This is a genomic window from Paenibacillus prosopidis (genome assembly GCF_003337375.1).
In the GTDB taxonomy this organism is placed as follows: domain Bacteria; phylum Bacillota; class Bacilli; order Paenibacillales; family Paenibacillaceae; genus Pristimantibacillus; species Pristimantibacillus prosopidis.
This window is the reverse complement of record NZ_QPJD01000001.1, coordinates 1-15,580: the sequence shown is the minus strand read 5'-3', so window position 1 is coordinate 15,580 and position 15,580 is coordinate 1. Positions and strand designations below refer to the sequence as shown.

General features: G+C 44.1%; 14 protein-coding genes. All 14 read right to left on the bottom strand.

Annotated elements, in window-relative coordinates; translation table 11 throughout:
* Nucleotides 1-22: 22 nt before the first annotated feature.
* The 14 genes from DFP97_RS31285 to DFP97_RS31280 all read right to left on the bottom strand — a co-directional run bounded on the left by DFP97_RS31285 (nt 23) and on the right by DFP97_RS31280 (nt 15,394).
* Nucleotides 23-2,671: a glycoside hydrolase family 68 protein gene (locus tag DFP97_RS31285; protein WP_245975758.1), complete on the bottom strand. Its 2,649-nt coding sequence runs from the start codon at nt 2,669-2,671 to the stop codon at nt 23-25.
* A 640-nt stretch (nt 2,672-3,311) separates the two neighbouring features.
* Nucleotides 3,312-4,064 (bottom strand): type I methionyl aminopeptidase, encoded by a 753-nt coding sequence (gene map / locus DFP97_RS00060; RefSeq protein ID WP_114377950.1) that lies wholly within the window; start codon nt 4,062-4,064, stop codon nt 3,312-3,314.
* Nucleotides 4,065-4,681: 617 nt separating this feature from the next.
* A complete protein-coding gene (locus tag DFP97_RS00055; protein WP_114377949.1) occupies nt 4,682-5,053 on the bottom strand; it encodes a DUF3221 domain-containing protein in 372 nt (123 codons plus the stop codon).
* Nucleotides 5,054-5,214: 161 nt separating this feature from the next.
* Nucleotides 5,215-5,679, bottom strand: coding sequence for a hypothetical protein (locus DFP97_RS00050; RefSeq protein WP_114377948.1), 465 nt, complete (start codon nt 5,677-5,679; stop codon nt 5,215-5,217).
* A gap of 345 nt (nt 5,680-6,024) precedes the next feature.
* Nucleotides 6,025-6,597 carry a hypothetical protein gene (locus DFP97_RS00045; protein ID WP_114377947.1) on the bottom strand — a complete coding sequence of 191 codons (573 nt, stop codon included), beginning with the start codon at nt 6,595-6,597 and terminating at the stop codon, nt 6,025-6,027.
* Between the two features lie 979 nt (nt 6,598-7,576).
* Nucleotides 7,577-8,461 carry a class I SAM-dependent methyltransferase gene (locus DFP97_RS00040; RefSeq protein ID WP_114378302.1) on the bottom strand — a complete coding sequence of 295 codons (885 nt, stop codon included), beginning with the start codon at nt 8,459-8,461 and terminating at the stop codon, nt 7,577-7,579.
* Between the two features lie 27 nt (nt 8,462-8,488).
* Nucleotides 8,489-9,946: a DHA2 family efflux MFS transporter permease subunit gene (locus tag DFP97_RS00035; protein WP_114377946.1), complete on the bottom strand. Its 1,458-nt coding sequence runs from the start codon at nt 9,944-9,946 to the stop codon at nt 8,489-8,491.
* Between the two features lie 64 nt (nt 9,947-10,010).
* Complete coding sequence (locus tag DFP97_RS00030; protein WP_114377945.1) at nt 10,011-10,412, bottom strand: RrF2 family transcriptional regulator; 402 nt, start codon at nt 10,410-10,412, stop codon at nt 10,011-10,013.
* An 81-nt stretch (nt 10,413-10,493) separates the two neighbouring features.
* On the bottom strand, nt 10,494-11,396 hold the full coding sequence (locus tag DFP97_RS00025) for an NAD(P)/FAD-dependent oxidoreductase (RefSeq protein WP_114377944.1): 903 nt from the start codon (nt 11,394-11,396) through the stop codon (nt 10,494-10,496).
* Nucleotides 11,397-11,743: 347 nt separating this feature from the next.
* Nucleotides 11,744-12,145, bottom strand: a complete 402-nt coding sequence (locus tag DFP97_RS00020) for a DUF2500 domain-containing protein (protein ID WP_114377943.1) — start codon at nt 12,143-12,145, stop codon at nt 11,744-11,746.
* A gap of 557 nt (nt 12,146-12,702) precedes the next feature.
* On the bottom strand, nt 12,703-13,971 hold the full coding sequence (locus DFP97_RS00015) for an IS110 family RNA-guided transposase (protein ID WP_114377942.1): 1,269 nt from the start codon (nt 13,969-13,971) through the stop codon (nt 12,703-12,705).
* A gap of 128 nt (nt 13,972-14,099) precedes the next feature.
* Nucleotides 14,100-14,654, bottom strand: coding sequence for a 2'-5' RNA ligase family protein (locus DFP97_RS00010; protein ID WP_114377941.1), 555 nt, complete (start codon nt 14,652-14,654; stop codon nt 14,100-14,102).
* Between the two features lie 85 nt (nt 14,655-14,739).
* Nucleotides 14,740-15,174 carry a hypothetical protein gene (locus DFP97_RS00005; protein ID WP_245975755.1) on the bottom strand — a complete coding sequence of 145 codons (435 nt, stop codon included), beginning with the start codon at nt 15,172-15,174 and terminating at the stop codon, nt 14,740-14,742.
* A gap of 1 nt (nt 15,175) precedes the next feature.
* The gene (locus tag DFP97_RS31280; protein ID WP_245975753.1) at nt 15,176-15,394 is read right to left on the bottom strand and encodes a hypothetical protein; all 219 of its coding nucleotides are present in this window, start codon (nt 15,392-15,394) and stop codon (nt 15,176-15,178) included.
* Nucleotides 15,395-15,580 lie beyond the last annotated feature (186 nt).

The window sequence follows — 15,580 nt, the reverse complement described above, 5'->3', positions numbered from 1 at the left end:
TAGACATTATTCAATTCGTTTCTTAATTGATCCAGCCTGGAGGAAGTTCTCCTGCAATTTTGGTTGTGTCGCCATTGAGGGCAATTTTGACCGTCGGAGGCAGCGTGCCGCCCCAGTGTTCGAATTGATATTCAGGAGACTGATTGCCGACATCTCCGATGGCCATTTCGCCCAAATCGCCGAAATGCGCGAAGCCGACGACGTTCAGGTTCGGCAGAACCAGCCAAGAATAAGCTTGGTACGGGTTGTTCTTAGGGTTGGCGATAACCAGACCGCTGCCGTTCAGCGGTTCGTAGCCTTCGCCCAGTTTGTCGGATACGAAACCGTACAGGCCTTCAGGACCTTTCAGACCTTCCGCGTATTTGTTAATGTGGCTATCTGTGAACAGATAGTATTTACCGTTCTTCACCACGATGTGCGGACGCTCCAGTTCTTCGTTTACGTAGTTCGCTTCAAGAAGCGGGGGAAGAAGCTTCAGGTTATTGAAATCGCCTTTAACGACTTCGATAATACCGATGTTCGCGTTGGCATAAGCTGCGCCTGCAGGAACGGTATGATTTTTCTGGAACTCTTCGCTGCCGATGTATTCCGGCTTCAATTCGCGGTCGGCAACAGCGCCTGCGGATTGGCCTTCGAATATAAGGTATTCTTTTTTCGTTTTAGGATCTTTAAACCACATTGGATCACGGAAAGCGTAACCGCCGCCTTCACCTTGCTTCGCTTGCTCCAGCGTTTGGTAGTATTCGCCGTCCGGCTCCATAATGATGCGGTGCGGAGTCCAGTTCGTGAATTTTACGCCGTTTTTGTCTGCTTCGATTTCACCGATGGACATAGCCAAGCGCTGTTCATAAGTCAGGTTTTTCTCGCCTTCATGGCCGGTAGCGGTGTAGAATGCATGGATTTTATCGCCGTCCAGCATCGCGGAACCTGCCCATTGACGGGAACCGAGCTTAGTGCCTTCCGGGAACAGGTCGCCCACAAATTTCCATTCCTTGCCATCTTTCGAGATGAAGTAACGAATCGTTGCGATATCGTGAACTTTGCCCGGCAGCACATCGCTCGGTGCGGAAAGCGCGAAGAGCACTTTATAGCCTTTGTACGTAGCGATATTTCCGTCGCGGTCCATCAGCGGCCATGTATCCCAGATGTGATAGTCCGGCGTCATTTTTTCAAGCTTTTTGATATCCGTGTAAGGCAGGGTGTTGTCTTCGTTTTGTTCGATCATGGACGCTTGCTCGCGTGTCCAGTTCGTCGTTGTTATTTCAGTTTGGGAATTTTTTTTCTCCATTTTTGTTACATCTTTAGCGCTGAGATAAGGGCCGAAATCGCGGATTTCGCCGTGCTGCAGTTCACCGACGATTTTAGTTTTGTCGCCCTCGAAGGACAGCTGCAGCGTTGGAGCGAATGTACCGCCGTGTTTCACATTGCCGTTCTCGTCAAGCGGTTCGTTGATGAAGCTGATTGCCGTTTCATCCGGAAGAACCATCCAGGAGTAAGCCTGGTACGGGCTTTCTTTCGGGTTGGCTACAACTAGACCGGAACCGTTAAGCGGTTTGTAATCGCCGCGGATGCCGCCTTCGTTGTGGAAGCCGTATACGCCGTCCGGACCGGTCAGGCCTGGTGCGTACGTGAAGGTATGACTGATCGTCATCAGGTAATAATCATTGCCTTTGATGTACATGTGTGGACGTTCCACTTGATGGTTCGTACCGATGGATTCGAGCAAAGGAGGAAGCAGCTTCAGTTTGGACGCATCTTTGTCGGTTACTTCCGCAATACCGATGTTACCGTCATACAGTTCAGCTCTATCCGGAACGGTATGCGTGCTGCGGTATTCTTCGTCGCCGATGTTCTCAGGCTTCAGTTTTTGTTCGCTCGATTTGCCGCCTACTTGGCCTTCGAAGATGATGTACTCTTTGCCTGTATTCGGATCCTGGAAGAAGAACGGATCACGGAAAGCCGTGATGTTATGGCCTCCATCATGGAACTGTTCAATCGTTTCGTAGTACTTGCCGTCCGGCTCGGCGATGATTTGGTGCTGGCCTTCATTGATCAGCTTAACGCCGCTGTCATCCGCTTTAATGTCGAAAGTCGTTTTGGCCAGACGTTGCTCAGCCCGCTGTACCCAGCCGTTCTGATCCCACTCTTTGCCGCCGCCCGCATTCATATCGGTAGTAGCCGTGTAGAACAAGTGAATTTTGCCTTTTTTGTCCAGCATTGCGGAACCGGCCCATTGCATGTGGCCGTAAGCTTTATCATAGTCATAAGGAATGCCTGCGTAAGTCCAGTCGACTCCGTCCTTGGAGTAGAACATACCGATTCTGGCTTCGGTGTGACGGTCGTTCCATCCGAACGTACGCGGAGCCACCAATGCGAATGCGATTCTGTAGCCGTTGACGACAGCAAGGGAGCCATCGCGGTTTTGGAGCGGCCAAGTATCCCAGATCCATACATCAGGAGCGGCCAGTTTAAAGTTAGTGTCAATCTTTGGTGCCGTGTTCTCAGACGTAAGCTTGACTTGCTCCGCTGCCTGACGGGACCAGACGGCCGTGTAATCGTTAGGCACAGACGGATTCTGCGCTGCTTTTGCCGAAACGGAAGTCGCCGTCAGACTGCTTGCGAGAATCGCTGCGGTCAACACCAGTTTCCCAAATTTAGCTGCTTTTTTCATTTTTATTCCTCCCAAGAATTGATTGCTTATTATTTTTTCTGCTGCAGTTAACCTTTTATTCCGGATCCTCCCTCCGTTTTCGCGGAACAAAAAAAGACCTAAAACGTCCAAAGAATAACGCACCTGCCGGTACGGTCATCCTCAAACATTTTAGGTCTTGCCTGCTGTGCAGTAACAATCCCGCTGTATGTAATTCGTTTTGCATCCTTATTCTAGCAAGGCAAAAATTTTATATCAATAGTAAAATATCCCTGTATTTTCAAATGAAAAAGAGGACATTAGACCCGGACTGAAAACGAGAGGATAGCGCGGAGGCGGAATTTCTCCCTCTGATTCGGCACCTTGCCCGCTCAAAAGTGTTTTTTTGTTAGATTAGCGGGAGGTTTTCCAGCAATATAATTCAACATAGTGCATGCGGGCAAGATTAACAGGAGGTTTTCCAGTTCTTCACCTTGGCTGCTCGTCACGATAACCGCTGCTGCACATGATAAAACGAAGCGCTTTCCCAAAATGCTTTTGGAAAGCCCCTTCGACCGTCATTTGCAATTGACTCCAATTACGGTGCTGCCGCCGAATTTAAAAGCCGAGCAGATGCAGGTGCGATACCTGAATCTTACTCGGCTTTTTATGTTAAACCCCTCTATTCCCAACGGGTCAAAACGATCGGGCCTTCCTTCGTAACGGCAACCGTGTGCTCGAATTGAGCCGCCCAACCACCGTCTCTTGTGCTTGCTGTCCAACCGTCTGGGCCTATGTATACCTCTGCCCGCCCCGCTGTTATAATGGGTTCGATTGTTATGACCATGCCTTCCTCAAGCTCGATCCCTTGACCCGGAATGCCGCGATACACGACCTCGGGATATTCGTGCATGCTTCTTCCAATGCCATGACCTACAAAAGCAGTAACGACCTGGAAGCCTGCCCGCTCTGCCCTTGACTGTACCGCAAAGCCAATATCGCCGAGTCTATTTCCCGGAACCGCCTGCTTTATACCGTCCAACATGGCTTGCTTCGCAATAGACAGCAGCTTTTCGGTCGAGGCTGTCGTTCGGCCGATCGCGTACGTCCATGCGGAATCGGCCTTCCAGCCATCCAAATCCGCCACCATGTCAATTGTAACGATATCTCCTGTCTCCAGCGGCACCGAATCGGGAAATCCGTGGCAGACGACCTCGTTCACGGAAGCACACGTCGCAAACGGATATCCCTTATATCCCTTCTGAGCAGGAGTAGCTCCGCGATCTAGCATAAACCGCTCAACAAATCGATCAATTTCTTGCGTGGTTACGCCTGGTGCGATCCGTTTGGAAAGCGCTTTGTGGCAGGCCGCAACAATACGGCCCGCCTTGCGAATGCCGCGGATATGTTCTTTCGTTTTCAAATCCACTGCCATGTGTGTACCTCCCTCAGGTTTTGCGTTAGCAAAATCCAACCTCGAAAGCTATTTCTCAAGTTTGCGCAGGAAACACCAGCCTCGAGAGCATGTGAATCTGTCTATGTATACTTTATTCAATTGAAAGCGGTCACATGCCGAGCGGATATGACAAAAATTAAATTATTATGAATTTCGGAATAGGGTGAAACAAAAGGTGTAAAGACCAAAGAGACAACACCTTGATACCTACATTTTGGCGGAGTCTTTGAAAAGGATCCATGACTAGTGTACAAGTACATCACATCCGTTATTTGTACCGGTATAAATTTGCTTAAATAAAAAACGGAAGACAAAACTATTGGATAACAGTTTTGTCTCCCGTTCAATGGAGTCAATATTGAATTATCGTTCCCGTCAGAAAACGGCAGCAACTTCGCCGGCTAACGTCCTTCGTGTTTATTGAGGTATAGAACTCGTCCCTAGGTTATTCCTAAAACCAACTTTTTCAAAATTTTCACTCCCTCTGGTAACAAGACGAAATTGGAGAAAATTTGTTGCGCATAACTGCCAGTTATCGTAACGAAGGGCTACCACGCGGCAGCCCTTTCGGTGTTCTATCGTTACCAGCGAAATATTCATCTTATTGAATATCTGGTTATTTTGCCTGCCACTGTTTGTGGGGGATCCGATAGCATTACATGTGTAATTTCTTTTCCATCCATCGTAGTCATTTTTGCTTCTACACTTACCCTTTCTCCAACACTAAGGTCTGTATACAAATTCGTATCCTCTATGTGATATAACATTAAATCAGTTCCGTCTTTCATAAAATCAGAACGGGATTTCGTTTTTGAGTCTTCTTCAGAAATATTCTTTGCAACTAATATCATAGGAATGTTACTATCGATTTCTTTTTCAATGATATAATCGCCCTTTTCTGATTGTGTACTGCATCCAATTATCAATCCAACAACAGCAATAGTTAATACTAAGAATGCTCTTCTCATCTTTGTTCCTCCATGTGGTTTGTTTCCGTTCTATAAATAGAATCGCATGATAAAAATGATTGTTGCGACTCTTAAACAGGTAATGAAGTCCTTAGCCTTATAATAACGAACATCTTTTTATTGATCGTCAACTGCCTTCGATCAATGTGTAAGTTCTACATTTAGTCAAATTGTTCTGGACCTGTTTTATTTTTAAATGCTTTTAACTTCGCTGTTGTGTGAACGATAATACTTTTTTTAATTCCAAAAACCTCTGTGTATTTGGTAGTTATATGAATATCAATAGAAGACGTTTGGAACATCTTAAATTTAGATACCTTTATGGGCGGAACAGTTTGATCTAAATTTAAGCGGTATAACATATCTTGTAGGACTTTTATCTGTTGTTCTGTATCGTTAAAGTTAGTTGTGTAAAAAGGCAAACTGTTTTGCTGCTTAAGCAGAATTCTTTCTCCTTCGTATTGCTGCAACTCGACAGCGACACTTAATGCTGATATTACTTTGCTTTTTATTGCATTAGCTTTCGAATGTTCGTATGTTATCCATAAAAACCATCCTGCAAAAAGGATTAAAACAATAACAGGTATGACAATTTTTTTTCCTAGACGATTGATACCGTTACCCATTATATCGTTCCTCCTGGGAGTTTATCATCTATTTCTAATATAAGAAAAGACAGATATCCAGAAGATGCATCCGAGCAAAATTTCAATTCCGCCTTCTTCAATATGTCTCCCAGTCCCACTCAGAATTAACCCTGAAAAAAAGCCTTGCACAATGCAAATTAATACTTCAAGTAACCTGATTTTCATAACGTTCCCCTTGTTTTTTGTTTATTTGATCCTAATTTAACATGTAAATCCCTGCTTCTATACAGGTAAATTCCCCCACTATACTGTCAGTTAGTTGAGTCAAAAAATGGAGCATCTGCACCGCGGCAGCATGCTCCACTATCGTACCCGTTAGCGTAATTATTGTTTGCTTTGAAGAAATTCTTGAATTGTATTTGCAGCACGGAATGCTCGTTGAATGGCTTCGGAAGGGATATAAAAATCAGGATCCCCACCAACTAATATACGGATTGAGGGTGCTTCAAGGCTTTCACGTACTTCCGTTAGAAAAAACAGAATTTGTTTAAGTATATCTTTTTGTTCTGAGGTAAGAACACCCTCTGCCTGATAAGCGGCTTCTATTTTCCTAAGGGTTTGAGAATGAGATATATCGAATAAGGTTTTTTTGATTTCCAGCCATTCATTCGAATATTTCGGGTGGAGGTGAACTGTTGGCTCTAATATTCTGTATGTCGCATCCATATTAGAGGAAGTTTCTCTTAAGGACATGACGGTTTGCTCACCTTTAATAGCGTTATCCAAATTAACCATTGTTTCAATTAAATGGCCCCTTCCACTAGCCACACTTTCTCCTAGAACGTTCGTGATTCTATCCGATTGTTCATTATTTAGTTTCCATTGGAACAAATTTAGTAAAACGGAAATGATCAACAAAACTGCAAAAACCAAAGGTACCAATCGAAAAGTTCGCATTATTATCGACTCCTAATCTTAACAGCTTCAATCACTTACCAATTTATAACTAGACAAACAATAGCTTATTCTTTATTTAAAAAACTACTCTCGTTTCTTCAGCAAATGAAAAGGGATCGACTTACTGTGAGGTAGCCAAGGTTCAATTTTTTACCATCTTCTTAAATGAAATTCTGCCATCTAATTATCTCAGAATATAACGACTTTGTGTATTAGTAATGGATTCCACATAACTAAACTGCCCGTTCGTAGTGAAGGGCTACCAAGCGGCAGCCCTTTCGCACTTAACTATCGTACCCGTTAGCTTAACGATCAAACGTAAATATTCATTTATAGTAAGCAAAGGACCGCAACCGGACTATTAAACTCAGACCAATGAATCATCGTATGATCGCGCTCGGCAAATCGACGAATCGGTAGCATAATATCTTCTGAAAAACTGCTATACCAGTTGGTACTGCAGAAATTCCCTTGTTCTTCCCTGAAGCGTCATACTTAAATAATGTCTCATAGTATAGACGTTGAAGATCCAGCTGTTCCAGTTAGCCAATACAGCATTACATTTGTAAGAATATCATCACTATCGATAGCTTCTTCTGGAAGGTTTGTAGAGTCAGTCCATTCCTTAATTTTTTTAACAATCAAGCTAGTTGACCAACAGGTGAGTCGGTTAAAGCATAGGCTAAGTCTGTGGACGCGTCGCTTGGATTTTCATGTATCCAGATAGTTCATTATCATAAAGCTTCAATTTAACTAAACGCTCTTTTTCTTCTTTTGTCAGACTCTCTACTTCTTTTAAATCTTCAGGATGATATGTCGTCAACATGTTAAGGTGAATGGAATTGTTGCCGAGATGAATCTGTTACTTCCGTGCATTGTTTCCTTGAATCATTCATCCTTTAAAGCCTCCCATTAAGACAATATTGTATTCATCCTATACCAATAAAATCGATGAGGCTCATAGAACTTCTTCATCCAATTATCTGGTATACATGTGTTGATCCTGCAATCGAATCAACACCTTGCCGTAACGGCCGCTTTCTCTGATTTCCACTTTGTCCGCCGGATATACCCGTTCCAGATAATCCCGTACCGTCCTCCGCATTGGTTCATCCACCGACAAACCAAAGATCGACAACCAGTTCATTACATCCTGAAAAGCGATTTCCCGTGACACCTCAGTAGTTTTCGTCTCCCGCGTCACTAGCGACTCATAGGCATACCCTTTGAGCAGCAACAGCTGAAGCAAATACGCCATCTCCAAATGTTCCTTTTTTCGGGGCTGGTCCGTAACAAGCGTCCAAATGTCATCGATCAGATTGTGTTCCCGTCCCCCAACAGGCAAGCTAATATAGCAGAACTTGCGCCCGCAGCTCAGTACCTTCTCCACACTCTCCCAATCGACAATGACAGGGCACATGGATACAAAGACAACATCAAAGGCGTTTCTCCAGCCGCTTGCATCCACATCAATATGTTCAAAAGCTTCGGTAACAATCCGGATCTTTCCCTCGGCGAGCCCAGCATTGTTTTGCTCCAGCAACTGTGCAAGAGGAACGCACGGCTCTAGAGCAGTGACTACAGCTCCCCGCTTGGCAAATGGAACGGAGAAACCGCCTGAAGCGGCTCCGATATCCAAGATGGAAGCCTGGTCAAATGCCACTCCTTGGCCCTCGATCCAATTCAAAATGCGCTTTGAACGCTGTTTTCCTTCTTCACTAAATGCCTGTTCATTAAAAAGGGTTGCCTTCTTATCAAAGGCATGCGCCGGATCGATTCCGGCTTTTTTCATTTTGTTGACTCCCGTATTAGAATCATTGCGCCAGGCCTTCTCCCAATTGTCCGCATCAAACAATTCTGACATAACAACCATTCCTTCCCTCTTCATTTATTAGGCTGACGGATTATCCACCTGCACTCGTTTTATGAAGAAGGCAAGAGGTAAGCCGACAAGAGCAACCGCAAGCGCAAAAACAAAGCTAGTCTGAACACCTGCTATTAGAGCTAACGAATCGTTTACAGGGTCTGTCGGGTCGCTTGCCTTTTCTATAAAAGCATGACTGCCGACTGTTATCAGACTGATGGCGATTGCCGTGCCGATCGCTCCGGCAATCTGCTGGATCGTGTTCATAATCGCGCTGCCATGCGGGTATAGTTCCAGAGGCAGTTGATTAAGACCATTGGTCTGCGATGGCATCCATACCGCACAAATACCGACCATCAACCCGGTGTGCATGATCATAATGAGTATTAATGGAGTGCTTTCCGAAATTCCCTTAAGAAAAAACAAAGCCGCCGAAATCACGATCAAGCCCAAAGGAACAATCCAGCGCGGGCCAAATTTATCAAACATTTTCCCCATTACCGGAGACATAATGGCTTGCAGAATGCCTCCGGGCAACAGGATCAAACCCGCTGTTAAGGCATCAAGTCCTAATCCCTTGATCAAGTACATGGGGAGCACGACCATGGCAGTTAATATGAGAAGCATGCAAACAAACAACATGAGCGTTCCAATCGAAAACATGGGGTATTTAAGTGCGCGCAGATTCAACATCGGCTGCTTTATTCGGTTCTGGCGCCAAACGAATACCAACAAAGCCAATACTCCCGCAATCATCGGATAAATAACCTCCGCACTACCCCAACCGCCTTCACCTTCACCTACACCGCTAAATGCAAATACAATTCCGCCAAATCCTACCGTAGAGACGATAAGAGAAAACAAATCGATTTTGGGTTTGGAAATCGTAGACACGTTTTGGATAAACCTTAATCCAAGCAGCAGACAAAAACCGATGACGGGAAGGGACAACCAGAATATCCACTGCCACCCCAAGCTTCCGATAATTATCCCCGATAACGTCGGGCCCGTGGCAGGCGCCACAACCAGCACAAGACCCAGAATCCCTATTACCCCTCCTCTTTTTTCCGGAGGGAAAATAATAAGAATCGTATTAAACATCAATGGCACCAACACGGCCATACTTGCGGCCTGTATGATTCGTCCGATCAACAGCACCTCAAACCCTGTGGCAAGTGCGGCAATCAATGTACCAGCAATCGACAAACTTAAGGAGAAAACAAATAGTTGCCTGGTGGAAAACCATTGCAGCAGCAGTCCTGACAACGGAACTAAAATGCCCAGTGTCAACAAATAACCCGTTGTCAGCCACTGCGCCATGGATGCAGAAATCTGGAACAAGTCCATCAAGCTGCTTAAGGCGACATTCAGCGCTGTTTCGCTGAACAATCCGACAAAACCGCTTAGCAAAAAGGCTGCCATAATAGGAGTCGTTTGGTAATGTTTTTTTGAATTTTGCAAGTCTTCTGCTCCCTTTACATTCATGTGTACACTTCCTATTCATAAAAGATTTTACAGATGCATTATATCTCTAATTATTCTAAAAAAATTAAAGTTTGTCCTTCATTTTGATGGCAAGTGTGGCTAACGTCTGCTGTCTTAAATGCTGCTCCATCTTGGCCTCTGCGACTTCAACGACTTGCTGAATCGGGCATTCAGGTCCATGGTCTAAGCTGCAATCAAACAAAGAGGATGTACCTTCAATAGCATGAATAATATCAAGAAAAGATAGTTTCTCCCAATTCCGCTTTAATTTATATCCCCCATGGGCTCCGGAAGTGGATTCGATCATGTCAGCTTTAGCTAGCTTGGTCAAGATTTTGGACAAATAGGTAGGAGATACCCCCTGTTTCTCAGCCAGCTGTTGTACGCCAACTGCCTTGTCAGGCGTAGCGGCCATCAAAAAAAGCATCGTATGTAGCGCATAATCGGTAGCTTTTGAGTATTTCAAGCACATCAACCTTCCTTATTAACGATTTTACATACTCATAATATCCTTTATTTGATGGCTTGGTCAAGCTTATGACCCGCTTTACAGGCTGAATTCTTCTTCGGTCAACTCCAGATTCAGGCTTGCAGCAGCAATACTTCCTGCAGCGGCAGCCACAATAAGTTGCGAAGGGGCACCCGTATTCGCCTCACCGGCTGCAAATATTCCGGGACTCCTTGTTTTTCCCATAGCATCGGCGATGATCCCTCCTATTGCATTTGTTTCCAAGCCTAGTCGCTCAGAAAATACAAAATTCGATTGCCAGTGCGGTGTCACGAACCCGCCAGTTCGCCCGATTTTGGAGCCGTCAGCAAATTCGACTTCTTGCAGTATCCCTGCTTCGCCACGAAACTCCGCAACCCTTTTTTCGGATACTGTGATGTTGTGACTGCTTAATTTTTGCTTTTGTTCATCGGTCAACACACTGCGTCCGTTGCTGCAGATGACAAGATCGCGGCTCCAGTTGTACAACAGCTTCGCCAGGTGAAAGAGGCCCTCGTTCTCGGCAACTACAATAAGCGGACGATCTCTAAGTTCCCATCCATCGCAGTAGGGGCAATGAAATACGCTTTTCCCATACAGCTCTTTCAAACCGGGAATATCAGGCACCGTTTCTTTCAGCCCCGTAGTAATCAACAGCTTGCGTGCACGCACCACCTGATCTCCTGCCATAATCAGAAACCCTTCCGGTATCTTCTGGATATCCATGACCGTTAGTGGGTGATGTTCTACAGATGGATAACGTGTGACCTCTTCATTAGCGATGCGCCGAAACTCGGACGGTGTAACCCCATCCCGTGTCAGAAATCCGTGTGAAGCATGTGTAACTGCATTGCGAGGTTGATTGTTATCCAGCAGAGCGACCTTACGTCTGGCTCTACCCAGCATCAATGCCGCATTCAATCCTGCCGGACCGCCGCCAATAATGGCACAATCATAGATCATCCAATCGCCTCCTTCATATCGTTCTTTGGGCTTAAACAATATATCACAGACCTTTAATGTCTGTAAATAAAAAAGATTGAATCTTATTTTCTTTTACCTGCACTTTCGTGATGTCCGGGGATTATGCCAGCCCATGAACATAAATGAGCGAACGGCTTCTAAGACATCCAATATGTTCATACATAACCCAAACCCTTTGGACCTATAAGCAACTCTAATCATCCTCAAAAGCCCCTTGTTTTTTACACAATTATACTGCCATTTCCCTTGAAATACATCATACTTTACCACGCTAACCTGTCAGTTAGCGTAACTAAAGAGTGCCACGGTTTGTTTAATCCACGCTTTCATATATTCGACTGCTTCGCCCGTCTGTTAAATTCTTTGAAACGCGTCCCTTGATAAGTGAGTTCTCCTTGGTCACCTACAACCATCAGACCGTATCTGTCAGCCCTTACCGGCAATTCGATTCGCGATTGTTCATCCATTTCAAATGTCACGTAGTAATTGGTGTTCGCGCTGGAATCTCCAGACCCTCCCCATACCTCGGTGCGTTTGTCCACGACTGTTACGGCTCTCGTTAAGACTTCAGAAGCATTGTTGCCCATCCAGATCCGGAGACCGCGCACCATAGCATACAGAAATCCTCCTGCTACGATAGCAAAAACAAACCCTCCAAACAGTTTAAAAAATAAAGGCATATCCTCTATGAATCCGAAAAAACCAGGACTATCGTCAAAACCGTTCATGAAATCTCTCCTTTAGCCGACCAATTGAATCAGTTTGGTTACTTAAATGCACAATAATTTACATATTATACGTTATTAAATCATTTAACGTTGCAATACCCTACCTGTTAGCAGAGAAAAGGCCACCAATCCGCGTCGGCAGCCTTCCAGTGTTTTTATTGAGCTCTCGTACCCGTCCCTCGGTTTTAAGGGTTTATCTCACATATACTCACTAATTCGCAGGATTTCATCGCCTTGGAAATCAGGTGTCGTTCAGAAATTAAGTTATTAGGCACCGTTATTCCAATTTTGGCCATGCATGAACAGAAGAAACGAGTGGAACATTTCTCCAAGTGTTATTCTTCTGCACGCATACTCCACAATTCCCTTGGGGGTTTCACCATCCCACGGCTCTACGGGTCTATGCCCTTACATTCCTTCGTTATACCTGACCAAGGCGTGGAGACCGATAGCGTTTAGCTGACGGGTCTGAGCCCTTATTGGGTACGAACTCGGTCCTCCGTGCTTTCTTTGTAAAATCCTGCGAATGAGTCAATATACGTGATCGTTTAATCCGTTTAGGCAGCTTGAGTGTATATAGGAGCAGCTTTTTCAGGAGAAAAAGTTTCTCCGCGAACAACAATGCCGATGATGATTCGTGCCAGTTTTCCAATCAGTTTAAATACCGATTGGTGCTTCTTCATTTGCTTGACTTGAACATTGTTCTTATGCAGCTGTCGGAAAACAGGGTTATTTCCAACGAGTTGGAGCGTAGCCAGATACAGATATTTTCGCAGCGTAGCATCTCCCCTTTTAGAGAGCACGATCTGTCCCTTGCGTTTCCCCGAAGTACTTTCGGCTAGGTTTAAGCCTGCTTTACGCAATAATTGACGTCCATGGGCATACTGTCTGAGGTCGCCAGCACCTGATAGAATGGCTGCAATGCAGATCGTGCCTAGGCCGATAGATCGAAGCTGATTAGCCATAGGAATTTCACTGAGCAACACTTGTATGTCCTTTTCTATTCTCTCTAGTATCTCAACAATCCGTTCGAACTCTTGAAATAGCCGCCCCAAATCCTGTTTTGCTTCATCGAGGGCAGTTGTTTCGCCTACACTACGTTTAGCTTGAGCGATGAGCTGCGCAGCTTTCTGCATGCCAGTGGAGCCGCCGGCTCGCTTCATATGCTCTCTCCATCCTGTAATCACCTCTGATACGGACAGTGACGCTAGGTCTTGCGGAGAAGGGAATTCTTTCAGAGTAGCTAAGGACCGTATGCAGGTCCAGTCTTTAAAAACTGAGAAATACTCAGGGAAGCGAATGTCTAACCAGCGGATGATTCGATTCTGCAGCCGTACACTATTCGTCACCCAAAATTCCCGGTCACTCATAATCGTCTTCAACCTTTGAAAAACGATAGCCTGTCGCGAGTATTCATAGTAGTAGCCTCGGCTGACCACGTCAGCGATGACAAGCGCATCCTTCGGATCACTCTTGGAGGGAGAATTATCCCGGTTCTCCTTATTTCGTTTAGTAGTGGCCGGATTCACCATGACAACGTGCTTGCCCTTGTCGGCAAGCCAATTCGCCAGGTTATACCCGTAGTGTCCTGTCGGCTCCATGCCGATTATGAGTCCCTTTAAGCGGTGTTTCTCTTGTATTCCAACGATCCATCGTTCTAATTTTTCGAATCCTTCAATTGTATTTGAGAATATAAGATGGCGCTTACTGAGTACAATGCCGCGAAAATTAGTTGCTTGTGCTACATGAGCTTCCTTCGCGATATCTATTCCTACAACAAGGTGAAATGTGGTAATTCGTTCAATACGTTGATTTTTCCGTCTGATTGCTTAAACTTCAAAGTAAGAGCGCCTCCTTGATGGTGTTGAGTTATAAACTCTTCGACAAACCCATCATACCGAGGTGCTCCTTTTTTGACAAAGGCCAAATCTTAGGCCCTACAGGAATGTTTAGCTCAATGTTTTAATACTTTAGATAAAATGGTGGGACTGCTGATGCATTTACTCGATTCAAAACCCAGTTTTACTAATCCTACCTCTACAATCTTGCTTTTGTGAGGGGTAAAGTCTTGGTAACAATATTTCATCGCCTCTATCATCCGTTGTGGGTTAAGCCCTATGGCGAGAGTGCAGTGAGGATCCCAATTATTAGGGATATAATATTGATTTGCAAACTCAAGAAGATCCCCGAATTCCGTATGATATTGTTTATGTAATTTGATTAAGCCTTCTGTGACTGTTGGATCTATAAATAATGTCCCTGAAGTCGGAAATGAAGCAAGTACATCAAATTTTATATCAAGTTCTGATACATTTTCAAAAAATGAGTTGAAGCGTGAAAAATACATCCCCAGATCAGGGATATCATTATAGACCGCTACAGTAATATGAGGTCTTAGATCGAAAATATCATACATATTAGACGTGATTTTTTCATCGTGTAATCCCTTCCAAATACCATTAACATATTGTTCAAAAGAATCTTCAAAAAAGAACTCGACAGCGTACAAAATGTATCACCTCATCTTTTATATAACTATGTTACTCGCGGCAGCTCCCCCACTATCGTATCCGTTTAGCTTAACATTCGTTGAGTTAATTAATATATCTGAAAGTAGAGAAGTCTGTGCCTTCTTTCTGTATTTTTGTTTTAAATTTTTTAGCACCATTCTTTTGTATTAGAATAGTATCCATTTCCTCTGCACTGACGTTGTAATGTCTTTTATTCAGGAAGCCCACGCTTCTAATTGTTGGGTGTTCAATTATTGGGCTTAGGTCACCATCGCTTACGTTGGTGTCAACAAAACGAAAATCAATCAAATTAGGAAACTTATTTAGAAATTTTAAACTTTCAATATCACCACAAGAATTAAGGCAAAGAACACGAAGATTTCTAAGTGAAAATAACTCTTCCGCTGGAACGAATTTTTTTGATTGGTTAATATGCAAATGCTCCAACGTATCAGTTACTTTAGCAAGACCGCTATCGCTGTGTAATTTGGTACAGTAGTGGAGTTCTAAACGCTTCAATTTAATGAATTTTTCTAAACCAGTTTAGTTCTAAGTAGCGGATATTTTCAGGAATATCAACAAAATTGCCCAACTTATTTATCTTGTGATGCCATAAGATTAGATACTCAACATCTTGTTTTTCACTTTCTTTTAATCTTGCTTCCTTCAAATCAATTACATGAAAGAGACTTTTGGGGAGCTGGTCAAACCATATCGTATAATTTCTCCAGTAATCCATCTTCTGACCCCCATACATTCGTGAGCCTTTTGTTGTTCATGCTATCGTTCTCGTTAGTTCAATCATTTTGTTGTTGTTGGAATCTTATCGTCCTTCAGATTGAACCAATTACAGTATTTCAAAAACATCATCTTCCTAAGTTGCTCGTCAACCACCGTTAGTTCCTTTTCTAAAGAGTGCTTAAAA